This window comes from Streptomyces sp. NPDC006283 (assembly GCF_040613325.1).
In the GTDB taxonomy this organism is placed as follows: domain Bacteria; phylum Actinomycetota; class Actinomycetes; order Streptomycetales; family Streptomycetaceae; genus Streptomyces.
Map to the genome: position 1 here is coordinate 1 of NZ_JBEXRZ010000116.1, position 21,324 is coordinate 21,324.

14 protein-coding genes, 1 tRNA gene and 1 riboswitch are annotated in these 21,324 nt (G+C 71.9%); of the genes, 8 read left to right on the forward strand and 7 right to left on the reverse strand.

Annotated features, from left to right (window positions below; translation table 11 throughout):
- Positions 1–19 precede the first annotated feature (19 nt).
- The 4 genes from ABZ070_RS22715 to ABZ070_RS22730 all read left to right on the forward strand — a co-directional run bounded on the left by ABZ070_RS22715 (position 20) and on the right by ABZ070_RS22730 (position 3,995).
- Positions 20–93: transfer RNA gene (locus tag ABZ070_RS22715), tRNA-Met, on the forward strand.
- A gap of 201 nt (positions 94–294) precedes the next feature.
- Positions 295–1,446: a PP2C family protein-serine/threonine phosphatase gene (locus ABZ070_RS22720; protein WP_356636631.1), complete on the forward strand. Its 1,152-nt coding sequence runs from the start codon at positions 295–297 to the stop codon at positions 1,444–1,446.
- A gap of 228 nt (positions 1,447–1,674) precedes the next feature.
- Positions 1,675–1,831: riboswitch (cyclic di-AMP (ydaO/yuaA leader) on the forward strand.
- A 10-nt stretch (positions 1,832–1,841) separates the two neighbouring features.
- Positions 1,842–2,888, forward strand: coding sequence for a M23 family metallopeptidase (locus tag ABZ070_RS22725; RefSeq protein ID WP_356636633.1), 1,047 nt, complete (start codon positions 1,842–1,844; stop codon positions 2,886–2,888).
- Positions 2,889–3,050: 162 nt separating this feature from the next.
- Positions 3,051–3,995, forward strand: a complete 945-nt coding sequence (locus ABZ070_RS22730) for an aldo/keto reductase (protein ID WP_356636635.1) — start codon at positions 3,051–3,053, stop codon at positions 3,993–3,995.
- A gap of 17 nt (positions 3,996–4,012) precedes the next feature.
- On the opposite strand, the gene ABZ070_RS22735 is transcribed toward ABZ070_RS22730, so the two are convergent.
- The 4 genes from ABZ070_RS22735 to ABZ070_RS22750 all read right to left on the reverse strand — a co-directional run bounded on the left by ABZ070_RS22735 (position 4,013) and on the right by ABZ070_RS22750 (position 9,333).
- A complete protein-coding gene (locus ABZ070_RS22735) occupies positions 4,013–5,341 on the reverse strand; it encodes a PrsW family intramembrane metalloprotease (protein ID WP_356636651.1) in 1,329 nt (442 codons plus the stop codon).
- A gap of 176 nt (positions 5,342–5,517) precedes the next feature.
- Positions 5,518–6,264 (reverse strand): tRNA (guanosine(46)-N7)-methyltransferase TrmB, encoded by a 747-nt coding sequence (trmB, locus tag ABZ070_RS22740; RefSeq protein WP_356636653.1) that lies wholly within the window; start codon positions 6,262–6,264, stop codon positions 5,518–5,520.
- Between the two features lie 169 nt (positions 6,265–6,433).
- A complete protein-coding gene (gene lhgO, locus ABZ070_RS22745; RefSeq protein WP_356636637.1) occupies positions 6,434–7,663 on the reverse strand; it encodes an L-2-hydroxyglutarate oxidase in 1,230 nt (409 codons plus the stop codon).
- A gap of 182 nt (positions 7,664–7,845) precedes the next feature.
- The gene (locus ABZ070_RS22750; RefSeq protein WP_356636639.1) at positions 7,846–9,333 is read right to left on the reverse strand and encodes an MFS transporter; all 1,488 of its coding nucleotides are present in this window, start codon (positions 9,331–9,333) and stop codon (positions 7,846–7,848) included.
- A 680-nt stretch (positions 9,334–10,013) separates the two neighbouring features.
- Here ABZ070_RS22750 and ABZ070_RS22755 point away from each other — a divergent pair.
- On the forward strand, positions 10,014–12,161 hold the full coding sequence (locus ABZ070_RS22755) for an asparagine synthase-related protein (protein WP_356636641.1): 2,148 nt from the start codon (positions 10,014–10,016) through the stop codon (positions 12,159–12,161).
- 26 nt (positions 12,162–12,187) lie between these two features.
- Here ABZ070_RS22755 and ABZ070_RS22760 read toward each other — a convergent pair whose 3' ends face one another.
- A complete protein-coding gene (locus tag ABZ070_RS22760; RefSeq protein WP_356636643.1) occupies positions 12,188–14,179 on the reverse strand; it encodes a sigma-70 family RNA polymerase sigma factor in 1,992 nt (663 codons plus the stop codon).
- 244 nt (positions 14,180–14,423) lie between these two features.
- Positions 14,424–15,248 (reverse strand): helix-turn-helix domain-containing protein, encoded by an 825-nt coding sequence (locus ABZ070_RS22765; RefSeq protein ID WP_356636645.1) that lies wholly within the window; start codon positions 15,246–15,248, stop codon positions 14,424–14,426.
- Positions 15,249–15,573: 325 nt separating this feature from the next.
- On the opposite strand from ABZ070_RS22765, the gene ABZ070_RS22770 reads away from it, so the two are divergent.
- Both ABZ070_RS22770 and ABZ070_RS22775 read left to right on the forward strand, forming a co-directional pair.
- On the forward strand, positions 15,574–17,049 hold the full coding sequence (locus ABZ070_RS22770) for an NAD(P)/FAD-dependent oxidoreductase (RefSeq protein ID WP_356636647.1): 1,476 nt from the start codon (positions 15,574–15,576) through the stop codon (positions 17,047–17,049).
- Between the two features lie 127 nt (positions 17,050–17,176).
- Positions 17,177–18,859 carry a SpoIIE family protein phosphatase gene (locus ABZ070_RS22775; RefSeq protein WP_356636649.1) on the forward strand — a complete coding sequence of 561 codons (1,683 nt, stop codon included), beginning with the start codon at positions 17,177–17,179 and terminating at the stop codon, positions 18,857–18,859.
- Positions 18,860–18,868: 9 nt separating this feature from the next.
- Here ABZ070_RS22775 and ABZ070_RS22780 read toward each other — a convergent pair whose 3' ends face one another.
- Entirely contained in the window at positions 18,869–20,167 is a 1,299-nt protein-coding gene (locus ABZ070_RS22780) for an MFS transporter (protein ID WP_356636655.1), read from the reverse strand.
- Positions 20,168–20,317: 150 nt separating this feature from the next.
- Here ABZ070_RS22780 and ABZ070_RS22785 point away from each other — a divergent pair, with 150 nt between their 5' ends.
- Positions 20,318–20,875, forward strand: a complete 558-nt coding sequence (locus tag ABZ070_RS22785) for a MarR family transcriptional regulator (RefSeq protein WP_356636657.1) — start codon at positions 20,318–20,320, stop codon at positions 20,873–20,875.
- Positions 20,876–21,324 lie beyond the last annotated feature (449 nt).

Here is a 21,324-nt window from a genome sequence, read left to right on the forward strand (position 1 = left end):
GTAAGGTTGTGTTCACCGACGCGGGGTGGAGCAGCTCGGTAGCTCGCTGGGCTCATAACCCAGAGGTCGCAGGTTCAAATCCTGTCCCCGCTACTGATGGCCACGGCCCGGCAGACGATCGAGAGATCGACTGCCGGGCCGTCGGCGTTCTTCCGGCCGCACTCCGTCGGTCCCCGGCGCCCGTCCGTCGCCCGGTTGGACGACGGGGAGTCGCTGCACGGCGCGTCGGCACTCAGCCTGGGTAGGGCGCGGCAGTAGTCCGCGGCCGTCAGCGGACCCGGCAGGAGACCACCCTTGGGACAGGAGTTGCGAAACCAGGTCGGCTCCCGGAGGGCCCCGTGGCCCGTACGCGGGCTGCCGGCCCTGATGATCGCCGGCGGTGTCGTCTTCGACCTCCTGACCCCGGCCCAATTCACCGCGGTACCCCTCTTCGCCGCAGCCCCGCTCATCGCGGCGCCTGTCGTCAGCTGGGTCACGACGCTGCTGACCGGGATCGCGGCGGTGATCGCAGTGAGCGGCCTGCATGTCGTGAACCGGACGGCCGGGCAGATCACAGCGCTCACGGAGACGACCACGCTGCTGACTGTCGCCGCCCTCGCACTGCTCATCAATCGTGTCGTGCGGCGCAGCGGGGAGAAGCTCGCCTCGGCCCGGGTCATCGCGGAGACCGCGCAGCGGGCCGTGCTGCCCGAGCCGGTCGAGCGGATCGGCGGCCTGCGCATCGCCGCGCGGTACGAGGCGGCGCAGGCGGACGCGTTCATCGGTGGCGACCTCTTCGCCGTGCAGGACACCCCGCACGGGGTACGGCTCGTCGTCGGCGATGTGCGGGGCAAGGGGCTCGGCGCGGTCGGGACGGTGGCCGTGATCATCGGGGCGTTCCGTGAGGCGGCCGAGCAGGAGAGCTCCTTGCAGGGCGTGGCCCAGCGGCTGGAGCGGGCGCTTCGGCGGGAGGGCATCCGGCGGGAGGGGCTCGACCGGGTCGAGGGGTTCACTACCGCCGTGCTGGGCGAGATCCCGCGCGGCGGGGCCCTGGTACGGCTCGTGAACCGTGGCCATCCGGATCCGCTTGTGCTGCGTGCCGACGGTGGTGTCGACATGCTCGAGCCGTCGGAGGCGGCGCTGCCGCTGGGAATGGGGGAGTTGGGGACGTGGCCGGACCGGGCGGACGAGTATCCGCTGCCCGACGGGGCGACGCTGCTGCTCTACACGGACGGGGTGACGGAGGCGCGCGACGACCGGGGGGTCTTCTACGATCCCGTCGAGGGGCTCGGCGGGCGACTCTTCTCCGGGCCGGACGAGCTTCTGGACGCACTGATCGACGATGTCCGCCGGCACACGGGCGGAGGGTCGAACGACGACATGGCGCTGCTGGCGGTCGGCCGGCCCGCGGCGGGCCGGCCGGAGCGGCGCCGAACGGTGGCAGCGGTTCCGGCAGACCCGTCCTGATTGCGGTGCGTAGTCGTGACGCACCCCTCCGCATAACAAGTAACGCACCATCAGAAACATGAGCACGTCTGACGTTTGATCAAGTCGCCCGGTTCCGGCCGCTTCTGTCCGGTTAAGTCCCGGCCGAAGCCGTTAACGATCACCGGGAACAGCTTGGATTCCGGCCCCGGGGTCTATTAACGTTCGATAACGCAGCGCGGTCGTCCCAGCCGTCGTAAGTGGCGGCACCGTGCGCACGCGCCGAATCCCGCAAGGGAGCCGGGGAACCACCAATTGGGGTGAATCGGGCACCTTTTGCCGCTCCGTCGAGCGGTCGAGGTACTCGTAGGAGACCTTCCTGCTCCGAACCCGTCAGCTAACCCGGTAGGCGACAAGGAAGGAAGGAGAACGCCTTCGTGGCGTCCAACATGCCTGCCCCCGAGGCCCGCTTCGCGTCCGAACGCTTCGGCGACGACGCACCCGAGCGGACCTGGGAGGAGTGGAATCCCACCGAGGACTCCATCCGCCCGGTGCGCGGCCGGCACCGCGTCATCAAGCAGCGCGGCGGGCTCGCCCGCAGCTCCACGGTGCTCGGAGTCGGCGTGATCGCCGCTGTCGGTGCGGGCGGCATAGCCACCGCGCAGGACAAGCCCGCGGTCTCCATATCTCTGCCCGACGCCATCACGGACAAACTCCCCGACGCCAAGTCCCTTCCCGGCGTCGGCTCCCTGATCTCGGACGACTCCGCGGACTCCGCCGCGCAGGCGAACACGGCCCCGCTCACCGCCGCGACGACCGTCGCCGACGGCGGCGGAAGCTCCGCTCAGGGGGCGGGCGCGGGCGAGGCACTGCGCGCCCGCATCCTCCAGCAGGCCGAGCAGCAGCAGGCGGAGGTGGACGCCGAGGCGAAGGCGGCCGCGGAGACGCTCGCCGCCGAACAGGCCGCGGCCGCTGCCGAGAAGCAGCAGAGCGCGGCGGAAGCCAAGGCCGCAGAGGAGAAGCGCAAGGCCGAGGAGGCCGCGCGGGCCAAGGCGGAGGCAGAGCGTCTCGCCGAGCTCGCCAAGAGCTTCGCCCTCCCCACCTCCTCGTACACGCTCACCTCCACGTACGGCGAGTCCGGTTCGATGTGGTCCTCCGGGCAGCACACCGGCCTCGACTTCGCCGCCCCGACGGGAACCCCGGTCAAGGCCGTGCATGGCGGCACGGTCAAGTCCGCGGGCTGGTCCGGCTCCTACGGCTACCGCATCGTGCTCGAGCTCGACGACGGCACCGAGATCCTGTACGCCCACCTGTCGTCGATGACGGCGAGTGCCGGCCAGAAGGTGACGACCGGCGAAACCATCGGACGCGTCGGTGCCACGGGCAATGTCACCGGGCCGCACCTGCATCTCGAGGTGCACACCGCGGGCGGCTCCGGCATCGACCCCATGGCCTGGCTGCGTGGCAAGGGCCTCACGGTCTGACCTCTGCCCGGTACGGGACCACCGCGGCGCCTCGGCACCACTGAGGGAGGCAGCCGGCGATTCCTGTGCCGGGCACACCCATGTCCCCGGCAGCCCGGGCGCACACCCCCCGACGCCCGGGTTGCCGGAATACGCCGTAGAGGCCGAGTGGTTGATCGACGCATGACCTCTCTGCGTACCCTCGGCTCCTCCGACCTCAGCGTCTTTCCGCTCGCCCTCGGCGGCAACGTCTTCGGCTGGACGGCCGACGAGACGCGGACCTTCGCCGTGCTCGACGCGTACACCTCCGCGGGCGGCAACTTCGTCGACACCGCCGACAGCTACTCGGCGTGGGTGCCCGGAAACGAGGGCGGCGAGTCGGAGACGCTCATCGGGAAGTGGCTCGCCGCCCGCGGCAACCGCTCAGAAGTCGTCGTCGCCACCAAGGTCGGCGCCCACCCCCGTCACAAGGGCCTCTCGGCCACCACGATCAAGGCTGCGGCTGAGGAGTCGCTGGCCCGGCTGGGGACCGACTACATCGACCTCTACTACACCCACTTCGATGATCCGTCCGTCCCCGTCGAGGAGATCGTCACCGCCCTCGACCACCTGGTGAAGGAAGGCAAGGTCCGCGCGATCGCCGCCTCCAACCTCAGCGCCGAGCGGCTCCAGGCCTCCCTGGACTTCTCCGAACGCGAGGGTCTCGCCCGCTACACGGCGCTGCAGCCGCACTACAACCTGGTCTCCCGCCACACCTACGAGGGCGAACTGCAGGACACCGCCGCCCGCGCCGGACTCGCCGCCGTCCCCTACTACGCGCTGGCGTCCGGTTTCCTCACCGGCAAGTACCGGCCGGGCGCCGCGGTGGAGAGCGCGCGGGCCCAGGGCGCGTCCAAGCACCTCGAGTCGGAGCGCGGCCTTCGGGTCCTCGCCGCGCTCGACGAGGTCGCGCAGGCGCGCGGTGCAGAGATCGCGACCGTCGCTCTCGCATGGCTGGCCGCGCAGCCGACCGTCGCCGCGCCGATCGCCTCCGCCCGTACGGTCGAGCAGCTCGCGGCTCTCGTCGCCGTCGCGGACCTCGAGCTGACCGGCGGCGAGCTGGCCGCGCTGACTGCCGCGTCCGTCTGACGCGTCGGCGGGGCGTCTCAGGAGCGGTACGGGTTGTAACCGTCGTAGTTGCGGTACGGCGGCGGCACCCGTATTCGGCCGGTGGCCTCTGCCGCGTACGCGAGCGAGGGGCCGGCGACGGCTCTGCGCTGCCAGAGATGGTGCAGCAGCTCCTGCTCGCGTTCCACGAAGTCCGGGCCCGCCGCCCCCCGGTGGGCCCGGTGGCGCAGGAACGCCAGCGACGTCGCGAACGCCTCGTACTCCGACACCGCATGCCCGGCCGCCGGTCCGTACATGCGCCGGGCGAAGTCGCGCGCCATGGCGCGGGCCCGCATCGACGACAGCGCGGACGGCTCGGCCGCCGACATCCAGCCGGCCGCGGCGTACGCGGGAAGCTCGTCGGATATCGTGCGCAGCTCGCGCTGGCGGGTCCATATCGTCAGCCAGGTGAGCAGACCGAAGGCCGGCACCATGAACGCCCCGTACACCGCGTAGAAGCCCCACGGGCCCAGCAAGGACGCCGAGCCGTTCCACAGGGCGTGCATGCCCATCGCGAGCGCCAGGCCCAGCATCGGCAGCGCCGTGCGCCGCAGACGCCGGCGGCGGCGGGCACCGAGCGCCGCGACGCCGAAGCCGATGCCCGTCAGCACGGTGAACAGCGGATGGGCGAAGGGCGACATCACGATGCGCACGAAGAACGTCGCAGCGGTCACGGAGGCCAGGCCGGAGGCACCCATCGCCTGGTCCTCGCCGAACGCGTTGCCCAGATAGAGGATGTTCTCCGTGAAGGCGAAGCCGGTGGCCGTGAAACCGGCGATCACCACGCCGTCCACGATCCCGGTGAAGTCCCGTCTGCGGAAGACGAAGATCATCATGATCGCGGCGGCTTTCGCGCTCTCCTCGACGACCGGCGCTATGACCGTCGCACCGAGGGTGTCGGCGGATGCCGGGTCGGCGGTCGCGGTGGCTATCCAGCGGGTCGCGAAGGTGTTCGCGATGATCGCGATCAGCGCCGCGGCACACGCGCCCCACGCGAAGGCGAAGAGGAGATTCCGCCACGGGCCCGGCTCCACCCGGTCCAGCCAGCGGAACGCGGCCAGCAGCAAAGGGACCGGGAGCGTGGCCAGGCCGAGTCCGACCAGGAAGCCGTGGGTGCCGGTCTGTTCCCGTACGAGCACCAGGATCACCAGGCCGCACAGGGCCAGCAGCGTGATCATCACGCCTGCACGAAGGGCCCTGCTGCGCCACAGCTTCGAGGCACGCGGCTTGTAACGCCGCCGCGCAGGCGCCGGCACTTCGGTGAGGGTCGCGTCGACATGCTGTTGCTCGCACGCCGGAAGCACCGGATGCGGCGGCACCTGCGACATCACCGCCGGGCGGGGCGGTCGGTGCTCCGGGGGCGGCTGCGCGGACGAGTCGGACACCCGTCGACCCTAACGAGGCGCACCGACAACTGGCGACGGTGCGTGGTACGCAACTGGCGACGGTGCGTGGTACGCCACCCCGCCGGCATCAGGCTCCGGTCCGGGTGCCCCCGCCGGCCTCACGCGTCGGGCTGCGCCCGGCGGAAGAGCAGATCGTGCACCTTGTGGCCTTTGTCCAGCCCCTGCCCCTCGAAGCGGGTCAGCGGACGGAACGCGGGACGTGGCGCGAAACCGCCGTCCTGCTGGGTGTTCTCGAAGTCCGGGTGCGCGGAGAGCACCTCGAGCATCTGCTCGGCGTACGGTTCCCAGTCGGTCGCGCAGTGCAGGACGGCGCCCGGCTTGAGCCGCTGGGCGGCGAGGTCCAGGAAGGCGGGCTGGATCAGCCTGCGCTTGTGGTGCCGCTTCTTGGGCCAGGGGTCCGGGAAATAGACGCGCATCCCGTCGAGCGAGCGCGGCGGGAGCATCTCGCGCAGCAGAATGATCGCGTCGCCGTTGGCCACCCGGATGTTGGACAGGCCGCTGCGCTCCGCGAGGCCGAGGAGGTTGCCCTGGCCGGGAGTGTGGACGTCGACCGCGAGGATTCCGGTTCCCGGGTCGTCGGCGGCCATCTGCGCGGTGGCCTCGCCCATGCCGAAGCCGATCTCCAGGACGACCGGCAGCCCGCCGAACATCTCCTCGAGGTCGAGCACTCGGTGCCCGTCGATGTCCAGGCCCCACACCGGCCACAGCCGCTGCAGCGCATTGCCCTGCCCGGCGGTGACCCGGCTGCGCCGCGGCTGGAAGCTGCGGATGCGGCGCTCGTGGTGCGACCCTGCGGGGTCGGCGGCGGGCCCGCCGGGGAAGCGCGGCACGCCCTTGGCGCGGATGAAGTGGCGGGGGGCGTCGGGGGTGGGGTCACGGAGCTCAGACACAGTGCTCCGATTCTACGAGGGCGCGGCTGCGAGCCCGGCCGGGCCGGGCGAAGGGCCGGAGCGCCATGACGGCGGCGGCGTCGGCACCGCCCCGGCTGCCGCCGGGCAGCACTGGGCGGCCGGATCAGCGGGCGGGGCGGAGGCGGGTGTCCGCGAGCGAGGTGAGGGCGCGGCGGGCGACCTCGCGGCCGATCGGGAGGGACGCCGTCGCCGCGGGCGAGGGGGCGTTCAGCACGTGCACCGTGCGCGGTGCCTCGCGGATCAGGAAGTCGTCGGCCAGCGTCCCGTCCCGCAGTACCGCCTGCGCCCGCACGCCCGCGGGTGCCGGCCGGAGGTCGTCCTCCGTCACTGCGGGCAGCAGCCGCCGGACCGCCGCGGTGAACGCACGCTTCGACAGCGAACGGTGGAGCTCGCCCGCCCCGTACCGCCAGTGGCGGCGGGCGACGTGCCACGAGCCGGGCCAGCCGAGGGTGCCCGCCAGCTCCCGGGGGTGGACGGCCGACCAGCTGTAGCCCTCACGGGCCAGCGCCGGGACCGCGTTCGGCCCGACGTGGACGCCGCCGTCGGTGCCGCGGGTGAGATGGACGCCGAGGAACGGGAACGCCGGGTCGGGCACCGGGTAGACCAGGCCGCGCACGAGCCCGGGGCGGGCCAGGTCGTAGTACTCCCCGCGGAACGGGACGATCCGCATCCCCGGGTCGTCGCCGGCCAGCCGTGCCACCCGGTCGCAATGCAACCCCGCGCAGTTGACGAGCACCCTCGCCCGGACGACCGTCCCCGCCCGGGTCCGCACCGCGACGCCCCATGGCCGGCGGTCGACGGCGGTGACCTCCTCGCCGTACCGCACGTCGGCGCCGGACGCCGTCGCAAGCTGCGCGGCTACCGCCGCGAAGTCGCAGATCCCGGTCGTCGCCACATGGATCGCCGCGAGCCCGCGCACCTCGGGCTCGTACTCCGTGATCTGCGCCGGGCCGAGTTCCCGCACGGGGATTCCATTCTCCCGGCCGCGCTGGACCAGGGCGTGCAGCCGCGGCAGCTCGTCCCTGTCGGTGGCGACGATCAGCTTTCCGGTGACCTCGTGGTCGATGCCGTACTCCGCGCAGAACTTGACCATCTCGGCCGCGCCCCGCACCGCGAACCGCGCCTTCAGCGAACCGGGGCGGTAGTAGATGCCGCTGTGGATCACTCCGCTGTTGCGCCCCGTCTGATGCCGCGCGGGGCCCTGTTCCTTCTCCAGGACCGTCACACTGGTGCCCGGAGCCGTGCGGGCGAGCGCGTACGCCGTGGAGAGGCCGACGATCCCGCCGCCGACCACCAGTACATCGCTGTCGAAGTCCTGACCGGACGCCCTCACCGCGTCACCTCCCACCCCGATAGTGCACTGGCCCGCTGACAACGCGCTTAAACCAGCCGACACACGGGAGCCACGCGGTTCGCTCCTCGGCCTTCTGGCCTGCGAGCCGCGCCCGCCCGGCGCCTGCCCGAGCGCGTGCCCCGGACAGCATCAGCCCGCCTCACACACGCGGCAGCGCGTGCTCACGCAGGTGTCATGAGGAGCGGGCGGGCTCTCTCCCGAAGCTCCATCACCCTCGGCTCGTCGCCGTACGGCTCGAGACGGTGCAGCAGGTCCCGGACGTACTCGGTGGTCCGCGCCGAGGAGATCCGGCCCGCCACCTCCACCGCGCGCGTGCCCGCCGCGCACGCCGCGTCCAGGTTGCCCGACTCCAGCTCGGCCACCGCGGAGACGACCAGACGCAGCCCGTGGGAGCGCACGTACTCCTCCGTGGGCCGGGACAGCGCCTGCTCGGTGAAGCGCCGCACCTGCCTCGGGGCCTTCAAATCGCGGTAGCACTCCGCGGCGTCCGCAGCGAACCTGTCGTACGAGTAGAAGCCCAGCCACGACGGGTCGGCGTCGCCCTCCCGCGAACGCTCCAGCCAGCCCTCCGCCGCCCTGAGCGCCGCGCCCGCCGCCACCGCGTCGTTCGCCTTGGCGTGAGCGCGCGCCTCCACCAGCCGGAAGAAGCTCATGGTGCGGGCGGTGGCCAGCCCGCGGTTGCGCTCGAGCGCGGCCTGCGCGAGGTCGACGCCCTCGTCGGCGAAGCCCCGGTACGTCGCCTGCAGCGACATCGACGCCAGCACGTATCCACCGAGCGGCACATCCGCGGCGGCGCGCGCCAGGCGCAGGGCCTGGATGTAGTAGCGCTGCGCGGCCTCCTGCTGGCCGGTGTCGAACGCCATCCACCCGGCGAGCCTGGTCAGTTCGGCCGTGGCGCCGAACAGCGCCCGGCCCACCTCGTCCGAGTACGACCCGAGGAGCAGGGGGGCCGCGTCCACCCGCAGGCACTCCGGGACCATCGACGAACGCCAGTCGCCGCCGCCGTACTTGGAGTCCCAGCGGCGGGCGTCCTCGGCCGCCTCCCGCAGTTTCGCGACGTCGCTGTGGCCCACGCGTGCGGGCGTGTCGCCGGTGTCAGAGGCGTCGGCGGTGTCAGCGCTGCCGGCGTCGTCGGCGGGAGAGACGGCCATGGAGCCGCCCGAGGTGTCGAGCAACCGCTCGACCGACGGGTCGGCCGGGGTTATCAGCCAGCGTGAGGCAGGCGTCGCGTAAGCGCTCACTGCGAACGATCCGGCCAGCGACTGCCAGATGCCCCCGCCGCCGGCCCGGCGGCCGGCGAGATCCAACCGGTACAGCTCGGTGGCCGATTTCACCGCCTCGCCGACATCCCGGGGGAACGCCAGACCCACCTCAGGGGCGGGGTCGGCGTCGGCCAGCCCGATCTCGTGGAGCGGCACGGGCCGTCCCAGCTTCGCGCCGATGGCAGCGGCGATGAGATGGGGCGCCGCCCCCTGCGGCACCATGCCCTTCGACACCCACCGGGCCACCGACGTCTTGTCGTAGCGGAGGGTCAGACCACGCTGCGCGCCGAGGTCGTTGACCCGACGCGCAAGGCCCGCGTTGCTGATTCCCGCGAGGGCGAGAACCGTGCCGAGCTTTTCGTTCGGCCCGCGTTGCTCCCTGGACATGCGCCACCCCTCGACACACAGACGGCTGCCGCGCACTACCCGCGCACGGCATTCGTGCTGGGTTCTCCCGGTTCGCATGCCCCCACCCCGACCGGTCCCGGCTGCAAAAGCGTGTGGCCGAGCCCTGCGGAATATGCGCGCCTGCGGAGAACATCAGTAAACACAGCGTAGTTCGCCGCATCCCGACCGTTAAGGGGCCAAGTTCCCTATGGCGAGATTGTTGTCCGTACGGGTGGTTGCCGGCGCGGCCTCGTGCTCCCGCCGTGTGGCCGTGCGCCTGTGCGTGCGCTCTGGCCGGTCCGGGACGGGAGCGCTTCCATGAGTGCTGCGTGGGTCGGCCCGCTGCGTACTGGAACCAGCGGGCTGGGGGACACCACCGCCTCAATCCCCGCGGGCGGTGGACAGGGTCCGGGAGGTGAACTGCGCCTCCCGGTCCGTGTGTTGGACTCAAACGACGGTTTCGTTCGTCATTGAAAAATGGCCGAATGACGACTGTCCTCCGGTCGCTTCCCCAACCCTCCAAGGTCTGCGGCGGGTCCGGAGGGGACTTCGGGACGGTCGGCAAAGCGCCCATGCCAGGGGCGCGTTCACTTTTTGCGCGCGCTACCGGGACCCCCTCGCACGCGCCTCCTTCGTGGCAGCATGTTCCCAAACGGCTTCGGGGACACATGGAGGCGGCGATGCGGTGGCTGGTGGGGTGGAGCAGTATCGCCGCGAACTTCGGCACGGTCGGTGCCGTCGGAGCGTCCGACGAGGGCCTCACCGTGCACCCCGTCGGAGCCCAACTCCTCTGGGGCGACCCCGATCCGCTGTGGGCGGTCGGGGACTGGCGCCCCGACGAGGTGCGCGTCGTCACCGCCGAACCGCACCAGCGGCCGGCCGTCCCCGGCGGCACCCATGCCCCCACGGTGACCCGCCTTGCCGTCCTCGGCTGCTGTGCGGCCAGTGACGAGCAACTGCGCGTGGGCCTGTTCGCGGCGCGCGGCGGCGCGCTGAGGCATCTGACCGCGTGGGCGGGCAGCTACACCGCCGTCGTCCAGGTCGGCCGCCGCATCACCGTCGTCGGCGACCTCGCGGGCGCACGGCCCGTCTTCTACACCCCCTGGGCCAACGGCACGGCCTATGCCACCGCCGCCCTCCCCCTCGCCGACCTCATCGAGGCCCAGCTCGACATCGGCCACCTCGCCGCGCTGCTCGCCTGCCCGGAGACACCGGAGGCGCTGCGCGACTCGACCCCTTACTCGGGAGTGAAGCGCATCCCGCCCGGTCACGCGCTGATCCTGCGGGAGGGCTCGCGGGAGATCACCGGATACGAGCCGGTTGCCTCCCTGGCGGTCGCCGCGCCGCAGGTCGAGGCCTCCCGCGCCATCGACGGCGTACGGGACGCACTGGTCGAGGCCGTGCGCGCCAGGCTCACCGCGCCGCGGCACGCCCCGGAGACCCTGCCGCCCGACCCCGGACCGGTCCCCGGGATGGGCCCCGCGGAACGCCGTGCCGCACGGGGCGCGCCCGCGCCCGGCATCGGCGCGGACCTGTCCGGAGGCAGCGCCTCCAGCACCCTCGCGCTGCTGGCGGCGGGCCTGCCCGGGGTGCCCGGCACCGTCCTCGGGCACGGCACGGGCGCCGGCGAACGGCTGCTCACCGTCACCTTCAACGACCTCGCCACGAGCGGCCACGAACTGCGCGAGCCGGAACTGGAACGCGCCCGCGCCATCGCCGCCAACCCCCGGCTGCACCATGTGGTGGTCGCCGCCGGCGAGGAGGCGCTGCCCTACGCGGGCCTCGACTCCGGGCCGCTGACGGACGAGCCCGCCCCCTCCCTCGTCACCGCGGAACGGCACCGTGGACGGCTGTCCGCCGGCAGCGCCGACCACTTCACGGGCACGGGCGCCCGGCAGGTCCTCGACGCGCATCCGGCGCGGCTCGCGGATCTGCTGCTGGACCGGCGCAGACGCCATCTGCTGCGGCCCGTCACGGCTCTCGCCCGGTCCGAACGGCCGTCGCCGCAGGCGCTGTTCGTGCCGCTGACGGTGTACCGGGCGGCGCGGCGGCTGGCCCGCACGCCGTACCGCACCGGCCTCGAGACGGCCGCCGACCTCCTCCTCGCCGCCAACCGCCCCGGTCCCGCCCTGCGCAACGGCGCGGTGGGTGCGTCGCTCGCCGCCCTTGCCTGGTCACGGCCGGGGCCTGCGGCGCGTTGGCTGACCGGGGAGGCGCTCGCTGAAGTATCGGTTCGTCTGACGGAGGCGGCGACGCGCCCGACCTCGGTCCAACGCCCCGGCGAGGCCCGCGCACGGGCGGCGCTCACCCGTCACGCGTCGGACCACCGCATCCTGGAACAGGCCGCGGAGATCCGCAGCCAGCGCCTGCACGCGCCCTTTCTGGACAACCAGGTCGTACGGGCCTGCCGCGACCTGCCCGAGTCGCTGCGGGTGCAGCCGGGCGCGCGGTCGGCGGTCCTGCGCACGGTTCTCGCCGGCACAGGCATCCACGAGCTGCCGCCGGGCTGGGGTTCCCCGACCCACGCCTCCTCGGCGGACGCGGCCCGTGCGGGGCTGCGGGCGGCGCTGCCGCACCTGATGGCTCTCTTCGAGGCACCGCTGCTCGCGGACGCGGGCCTGGTGGAGGCGCGTGTCGTCCGCAAGGCGCTGCGCGCGGCGTCCGAGGGGGGAGCGGTTCCGCTGGACGGCCTGGCGGACCTGGTCTCGACGGAGCTGTGGCTGCGGAGGCTGCTGTCCCGCCGGGGCACATGCTGGACGGGCACGGCGGCGCCCCGTCAACGTGCAGTGGCGGGCGGCGTGCCGCGGCGGCCGACGCTGCAGCCGTAGGGGCGGGGTGTGGCGGCTCGACCTTCTTACCCGCACGTGATCTGCGACTGCGCCCACCCTGCGAGCGCCGCGTTGCTCAGTGGCTTGTCCGGTTCCACGACCAGCCGGATGGTGCCGCGGCCGGTGAGCGGCACGTGGACCGGTACGGCCGCGTCGCCGCCGCGGACCACGGGCGAGCGCCACAAGCGCGTCCCGTCCCCGTACACGGAGAAGCGCACCGCGCCCAGGCCCGGCAGGCCGGTCAGGTCGTCGATACCGACCAGGGCGTCGTAGGAGTTGCACCGGCGGTTGAGGTCGATGGTGACGGACGACCTGGCGTGGACGGTCACCCCGTGCGCGTACTGCTTGCCGCCGATCGACATGCCCGAACGCTTCCAGAGCCAGCTGCTTTCGCCCAGGCGGACTTCCGGGCCCGTGTGGTCGCCGAGCATCCCGTACTCCAGCCGGTTCACCTGATAGACCGCGGGCGGCGGGGGCGGAGGTGGCGGGGGTGTGGGTTCGGGCGTGGGAGAGGGCGTGGTCGTCGGCTCGGGTGGAGCCGGCGGTTCAGCGGTCGGCGTCGGCTTGGGCTGTGTGGGCGTCGGAGTCGGCGTAGTCGTGGGCTTGGGCTCCGGTTTCTGCGTCGCCGGGTGTGCCTGGGGCGGCATCGGACCGGGCGGCGCCGAAGGTGTCGGCGACGGCGGCTTCGGCGCGGCCGGTGCGGCGGACGCGGTGGCGGGCGGCTTGGCCACCGGCTCCGAAGAGGGCTTCGGGTCGCCGGACAGCGCCCAGACCAGACCCGCGGTCGCGGCGACGGCGGCGGCCGCCGCGATGCCGGCCTTCGCCGGTGCGCCCAGCCCCTCCGCGACGGCACCCCCACCGGAGGCCCCGCCGGCGCCGCCACCAGTGGCAGCCGCCGCAGCTCCGGCTCCCGCGGCCCCCGCCGCTCCGCCCGCGACGATCCCGGCCGCCTTGAGGGAGTACCCCGCGGCGAACCAGCCGATGACCGCGACCGGAAGCAGCGCAGGAATGCCGGCATTGACGTGTGCCAGCTCGCCGGCGGCCAGACGGCACTTGGCGCACTCGTCCAAGTGCTTGCGCAGACCTCGCTCGGCTCGCATCCGCAGACCTCCGCGGGCGTAGGCGCCCAGCCGGTCCGCGTACCGAGCGCAGTCGCCGCCCGCGGTGAGAGCGGTGCTCACGTGGGCCTGGAGATAGGCCTGCTTGAGCCCTTCGCGCGCACGGCTGGCGAGCACGGCCGTCGCGTTGGCGGTGAGCCCGAAAAGCGGCGCGACCTCGCTCGGCGACTCCTCCTCGACCGTGGTGTGCCACAGCACCGCCTGCCAGCGCTCCGGCAGCGACCGGAACGCCTGCATGGCCAGTGACTGCTCCGCCTCGTGCATCGCCCGCACGTCCGCGCCGAGGTCGAGGGTGTCCTCGATCGGCGCGTCCGCGCTACGGATCGCCTCGGCGGCGAACACCGCGAAGTCCTCGACCAGGTGCTCCCGCTTCGCCGTCTTCATCCAGGTCGCGGCGACACGACGGACCGTGGTCAGGAGGTATGCGCGCACGGCCTGCTCCGGACCGGCGCCCCGGCGGACCGCCTGCAGGGTCCGCACGAACACCTCAGCCGTCAGGTCGTCCGCCGTGTCGGCGTCCCGGCAGCACGTACGGGCGTACCGGCGGACGGCGCCCGAGTGGCGGCGGAACAACTCCTCATAGGCGCCGTCGTCGCCGTCCCGCATGCGCTGGATCAATTCGGCGTCCGCAGAGGGGAGTTCCCTCGGCGGCGGCAGCACGGAGCCGGAACTGCCGGGCTCACGCTGCTGTGGCACCGCGTACTCGTCATCGGCGGGCGCCGCAGGCGGCGAAGACCCGCCCGATGCCGGACGGCCGGCTCCCGCCGTACCGCCCCGCCCGGCCGCGCCGGAGAATCCGCCGCGACCACCCTGGCTCGGCACCTGGGAGTAGAGCGGCGCGTCGGCCTCCGGCGCGCCGCCCGCACCGCCGAGCGACTCGTCCCGCCCGTCACCGCTCATCGCGGAAGCCCCCGTCAGCACCTACAGACCCGAACACCGGGCCAGCGTGCCACAGTTGGCCCTTACGTCGAACCCTCCTGTACGGCAACCACTCATCCGGGGAGACTTCCACCGATCCGAGCGCTGCGCATCACTCGTACGTGGAAGGCTGAACCCTCAGTGCGGGGCCGGGACAGGGCGCGTCGACCACGCGGTGAGCGATCACAGCGGGGGCGGGGCGCACGAGCACGCCGAGGGCGCACGGTCACGCCGATCGCGGACGCAGGCCCTCCAGCAGAATGTCGAGCAGCCGTGCCGAGGCCGCTTCCTGCTGCGCGGCATCCGGCAGCGAGGGCGCGGCCGTGGCTATCACCAGCAGTACGTCCGCCACGGTCACATCACCGCGGAGCTCGCCGGCGGCGCGGGCCCGGTCGACGAGCCGGCCGACGACCTCCAGCAGATCCGCCGCACCCGCGTCGTCCTGCTCGTCCGCCGGGACCGGCCGCGGGGCCACGACGCGCAGCCCTGGCTGCGCGCCCGCCCGCTGCTGCGGAACGCGCACGTCACCGCCGACCGCCTCGTGCCCCGCCGCCACCTCGGTGCGCGCCTCCTCCAGCGCCTCCGCGCCGCCCGCGACCACCGTCGACTCCTCGCCGTCCACACCCACCCGCAGCACCTGGGGCGGCAGCAGCCGCCCCGCACCGGATGCCACCGATGTACGCAGGAAGCGGGAGAGTGCGGACCACGGCTCCTCCTCCTGCCCGAGAGCCGTCCGCGCCTGCTCGGTCAGCCGGGAGGTCTCTTCCTCGGCTATACGGCGCACCAGCACGTCCTTGCTCGGGAAGCGGCGGTACACCGTCCCGACGCCGACCCTGGCCCGGCGCGCCACGTCCTCCATCGGCGCCCCGTAACCCAGCTCGCCGAACACCTCGCGGGCCGCCCGCAGTACGTGCTCGAGATTGCGCTGCGCGTCGACCCTCAGCGGGGCCGAGCGGCTGGCCCCGCCCGATCCCGCGTGCCCGTTCCCATTGCTGTCCGCCGCCGAAGCCTGCGCGACAGCGGTCTGCCAATGCGAATCCTGAATATGCATGAGCGTTCCCCCGGTCATGTCGTCTCCCCCCGGAGACCTCCCCGCCTGTCCGCCGGGCATGTCGTGACGTGACACCCCGACCGGGTACGAACATAGTTGAGCCCGAGTCAATTCAGAAGGGGGTACTTCCGCACGGAGCGCCCCCCGATCGGAGCAAGGGCCGGAAGGCTCCCTATTACGCCCCTGGCACCTGGCCCGTCCGCCACGTCTGACCTGCGTTGCTTCCTTTTTGTCCCGAGCTGCGCGCCTGCCCGGCGGCAGCCTTTTTCCGGTCACACAATTTGCCGAGGCTGTGGACAAACTCCCGAGGCCGTTGCCTCATGGGATGGTGAAGGCTGCAAACACCCGGGGCACGACCTCCGACACCCCGCCGCGCACGCGCATTCTCGTCGTGGGCGGCGGCTATGTCGGGATGTACACCGCACTGCGCCTCCAGCGGAAGCTGAAACCGGAGCTCGCGCGCGGCGAGGTGGAGATCGTCGTCGTCACCCCCGACCCCTATATGACGTATCAGCCATTCCTCCCGGAGGCCGCGGCCGGCTCCATCTCCCCACGCCATGTCGTGGTCCCCCTCCGCCGCGTCCTCGGCAGATGCACGATCGTCATCGGCGAGGCCAAGGCCGTCGACCACGCCAAGCGCACCGCGACCGTCACCACCCTCGCCACCGAGGAGGAGGGCGCCGGCGCGATCGAGATCGCCTACGACGAACTCGTCATCGCGCCCGGCTCCATCTCCCGCACCCTGCCCGTCCCCGGCCTCGCGGACTTCGGCATCGGTTTCAAGACGGTCGAGGAGGCCATCGGCCTGCGTAACCACGTCATCGAGCAGATGGACATCGCGTCGTCCACACGCGACCCCGCCATCCGCGACGCGGCCCTCACCTTCGTCTTCGTCGGCGGCGGCTACGCGGGCGTCGAGGCCCTTGCGGAACTCGAGGACATGGCCCGCTACACCTCGCGGTACTACCACAACCTGAAGCCGGAGGATCTGAAGTGGATCCTCGTCGAGGCCCAGGGACGCATCCTTCCCGAGGTCGGCGAGGTGATGGGCAAGTACGCGGTCCGCGAGCTGCGGGCCCGCAACATCGACGTACGCCTCGAGACACGGCTCGAGTCCTGCGAGGACCGGGTGGCCGTGCTGAGCGACGGTTCCCGCTTCCCGACCCGGACCCTCGTGTGGACGGCGGGCGTCAAACCCGCACCGGTCCTCTCCGCGACCGACCTTCCTCTGAACGAGCGCGGCCGGCTCACGTGCACGGCCCGGCTGTCGGTCGAGGGAGTCGACCACGCCTGGGCGGCCGGTGACGCGGCCGCCGTCCCTGACGTGACCTCCGACAAGCCAGGCGCCGAGTGCGCGCCCAACGCACAGCACGCCGTGCGCCAGACCAAGGTCCTCGCGGAGAACATCGTGGCCTCCCTGCGCGGCGCGCCGATGGAGGAGTACGCGCACAAGTACGTCGGCTCTGTCGCCTCCCTCGGCCTGCACAAGGGCGTCGCTCACGTCTACGGCCGCAAGCTCAAGGGCTATCCGGCCTGGTTGATGCACCGCGCCTACCACCTCAGCCGCGTGCCCACGTTCAACCGCAAAGCCCGTGTGTTGGCCGAATGGACCCTCTCCGGTCTCTTCAAGCGTGAGATCGTCTCCCTCGGCTCGCTGGAACACCCGCGCGCCGAGTTCGAACTCGCGGCGGGAGGCAGACGACCGGCGAACGGCTCGAAGGACCGGTCGGCCGGAGGCCGGGAAGAGGGGACGAAGGAGCAGTCGGCCGACGGATCCCCCGACGGCCCCCAAGGGACCTGACGGCGGTTCGGCGGCTTGCGGAAAGACGACTGTCAGTCCGGTCGGACACACTGGACGTGTGACCATAGGTGGGCTCACACCTGCACAGAGTGACCCTTCGCGACAACCCATTGAGGCTAGAAAGTCAGTGAACTTCACGCGTTGGAGCGCCAGGCTCCCCGGTACGCAGCGTCGCGCCGCAGCGCGGGGAACCGACCCGGGGCTTTCCCCGGCGCAGCGGTCCGAGGGCTCCGTGCCCGCGGCACGCGGCGAGTACGGACAGCCGGAGCCCCCGCCCGACGTCCCGGCCCTCGAGGACTTCTCCGTACCGGAGATCCTCGGCCGTCTGCCCGCCCTTGTCGCGCTCGTGCATGGCCCCGAGCATCGCGTCGTGTACGTCAATGACGCCTATGTCGCCGCTTTCGGGCACCGTCCGGTCGGTGCCACCGCCGTGGACGTGTGCCCGGAGCTCGCCGAGCTCGGTCTGCTTCCGCTCATGGACCAGGTGCTGCGCAGCGGCAAGCCCCGTACGGTCAAGTCCCGCAGGATCCACGGCAGCGGGGAGTCCAAGGCCCGGCGCGGGGAGGGTTCGTACACGGTCACCTGCCTGCCGGCGGAGCGGACCGACGGGAGCAAGGACACCGAGGGCGTCCTCGTCTTCGCCGCCGATGTCACCGACCACGCGGAGGCGGCCGAGCGGCTGCGTGCCAGCGAGCGCCGCCACCGGGAGACGGCCGTCACGCTCCAGCGTTCGCTGCTCCCCCAGGAGTTGGAGCAGCCTGACGACCTGCGCTTCGCCGCCACCTACCAGCCCGGAGGCACCGACGCCGCGGTCGGCGGCGACTGGTACGACGTGATCACGCTCGGCGCGGGCCGTACGGCGCTGGTCATCGGTGACGTGATGGGCCGGGGTGTGCGGGCCGCGGCCGTCATGGGGCAGCTGCGCACCGCTGTCCGCGCCTACGCCCGCCTGGACCTCCCACCGCACGAGGTTCTCCAGCTGCTCGACGGGCTCGCCGCCGAGATCGACGCGAGCCAGATCGCCACCTGCGTCTACGCGGTCCACGACCCCAACGAGGGCCGGCTCGTCTACGCCTCCGCCGGACATCTGCCGATTCTGGTGCGCCACGAGGACGGCAGCGTGGAACGTGCGGCGGAACCGACCGGTCCGCCCCTCGGCACCGGCGGCTGGCTGCACACATCCGGCTCCATCGACCTGCCGCCCGGCTCCACCGCGGTCCTCTATACGGACGGCCTGGTGGAGCGCCGCGGTGAGGACATCGACGAAGGGGTGGCCGCGCTGGAGCGTGCGCTGGCCGGGGCGACCGGCAGCCCGCAGGTGGTGTGCGACCGGCTGATCCGCTCCCTCGGCGTGACCGCGGAGCATGACGACGATGTTGCCGTGCTCGTCCTTCAGCATCCGACGCGCCTGGGCGCGGACGCCGAGCTGTTCCACAACGCGGCCCTCGACCTGCTCGGCGGCATCGAGGCGGCCCCGCGGGCCCGGGCTTTCGCGTCGGGGGTGCTGGCCTCGTGGCGTTTTTCCCCGGAGCTGCACGACCTCGGCGTCCTGGCCGTCAGCGAACTGGTCGCCAATTCGCTGCAGCACGGCACCCCGCCCATGCGCCTCAGACTCCGTCGCACCGACCGCCGGCTGATCGTCGAGGTGACCGACGGGGACGACCATCTGCCGCGCCGTCGCCGCGCGGAAACGGAGGACGAGGCGGGCCGCGGGATTTCCATTATCGCGACGATCGCCTCGTCCTGGGGGAGCCGCCGTACACCAGGGGGCGGCAAAGCGGTCTGGTGCGAGTTCGCCCTGCCGCAGTGAGATGCGGCCTCAGTGGGCCGGGGCGACGGCCTCTTCGGGCTTGTGCACGGCCACCACTCGGGTCTTCGCCGCGAGGGACGGCTGGTCCTGCACGGGAGTGAGCCGCTTGCCCAGCCGCAGCGCCAGCACGGTGATGGCGAGCGAGAACAGCACGAACGTCACGATGTACGGCGCGTGCAGTGCGGCCCCCATCGGCCCGCCGACGGCCGGGCCGACCGCCAGCGCGAGCTGTTTGACCAGGGCGAAGGCGGAGTTGTACTGCCCGACCATGGCCTCCGGCGCGAGATCCGCGACCAGGGGGGCCACCGTCGGCGACAACATCGCCTCGCCGAGGCCGAACAGCGCGTACGTGGAGATGAAGGCGGCGGTCGCCATGGCCTGGCTGCCGTGTCCGAGCCCCGCGTACCCCGCTGCCAGCCACGCCAGGGCCCAGATCAACCCGACCGACGCGATGACCCGGCTGCGCCTGCGGCGCTCCACGAACTTCAGCACCAGGAACTGCGCGACAACGATGACGGCGGTGTTGGCGGCCAGGGCCGTGCCGAGGGTCGCGGGCTCGATACCGGCCGCCTCGGTGCCGTAGGCCGCGAGGCCCGACTCGAACTGGCCGTAGCAGGCGAAGAAGAGGACAAAGCCCAGCACGAGCAGTTGGACCATGGCCCGGTGCCCGAGCAGAGCCCGCAGCCCTCCCTTGGCGCCGGCCTCCTTGTTCGCGGGCCGGGCGCCTTGGAGCGACGGGGAGTGGGGGAGCCGCACGGTCAGGGCGATCCCGGCGAGCACCAGGAACATCGCCGCCTCGATGCCGAACAGCAGCAGGAAGCTTTCCGGGTGGCTCTCGACGACGATGTGTCCGCCGATGAGGCCTCCGATGCCCAGCCCCAGGTTCTGCAGGAAGAACTGTGTGGCGAAGGCGCGCGTGCGTGTGGCGGTCTCGGAGCACCAGACGATCAAGGTCGCGAGCGCCGGTTGCATCACTGCCGTACCGGCACCGAGCAGCGCCGCGGACAGGACGACGGCCGGCAGGCTCTCCGAGAGACCCATGCCGATGGCGCCCATGGACGCCAGCAAGGCGGCGGCGACGAGTACGGGCAGAGGTCCGCGGCGGTCGATGACCCGGCCGGTGAAGGGCAGGGCCACCAGCGCGGCCATCGCGAAGACCGCCAGCACGACTCCCGCCGAGCCGGCGCCCAGGTCCCGCACCTGTGCCACATAGACGTAGAGGTACGGGACGGTGAAACCGAGTCCGAACGCGCTCAGCGCGTTCCCCGCCTGGATCCGGCGCATCGCTGCACCCTTCGCCTTGGTCACACTCACCTGCTTCAAGATCGGGGAAGTTCTGGAGATCCGAAGTACTGACCTCTGAAGACTTCAACACTAAAGTTCGATGGTTAAGAGTACACAGTGAAGGACTTCAAGGCCAACGCGTGCCGTGCCATACTTCGCCGCATGCCTACCGAGATCCCCGAGGCCTCCGTGACGCCGGGTCTGCAGGAGCCGAGCCTCGACGAGCAGATCGCGGCCTACCAGCGCGAGTTCGGCGATCTGGACCCCCAGGTCGAGAAGGTGGTCTCCGCGCTCGGCCGGCTCAACCGCCGCATGAACGTCGCGTACGGCCGCCAGGTCTCCGACCTCGGCATCAGCAATGCCGAATGGGAAGTCCTCAAGACTCTGGTGCTCTCGGGCGCGCCCTACCGGATGGGCCCGGGCGAACTCGCGAAGCGGCTCGGCCTGACCCCCGCCGCCATGACCCACCGCATCGACCGCATGGCCGGCGAAGGTCTGGTCACCCGGGACCGGGACGAGAGCAACCGGGTGCGCGTCATCGTGGAGCTGACGGACGAGGGCCGTACCAAGTGGCTCGAGGCGATGCGCATGGCGACGAACTTCGAGGAGGACCTCCTCCAGGACCTCTCGGGTGAAGAGCGGGTACTCCTGGGTCAGCTGTTGATCCGTGTGCTGCGCCGCGTGGAACACGATCAGCCGGACGCCGGCGGACGTCTCACCGATCTGGACTGACCGGACGGGGGCGCGGCCCAGGCAGTGTTTGACACGGCCCCCTGCGATCCGTAAGGTTCTTCGAGTTGTCACGGAGCCGGAACGGTTCTTCGACAGCCATCCTGCCGCGAACGCGGCAACCCAACTCAGCACGATCTCCCAGCCGGGATGAATTTCGGCATGCCGAAATTCATTTCGAAAGCTCGATTATGAGTCGCCAGGGAAATCGGCTAGAGTTCGGGAGTCGGAACGGCCCAACAGCCGGGAAGATACCCCCCTCTGACTGGGAATCAGGCCCGAAAGGATCTGATAGAGTCGGAAACGCCGGAAGGCCGAAAGGCCGGAAAGCACACCGAGGAAATCGGATCGGAAAGATCTGATAGAGTCGGAAACGCAAGACCGAAGGGAAGCGCCCGGAGGAAAGCCCGCAAGGGTGAGTACAAAGGAAGCGTCCGTTCCTTGAGAACTCA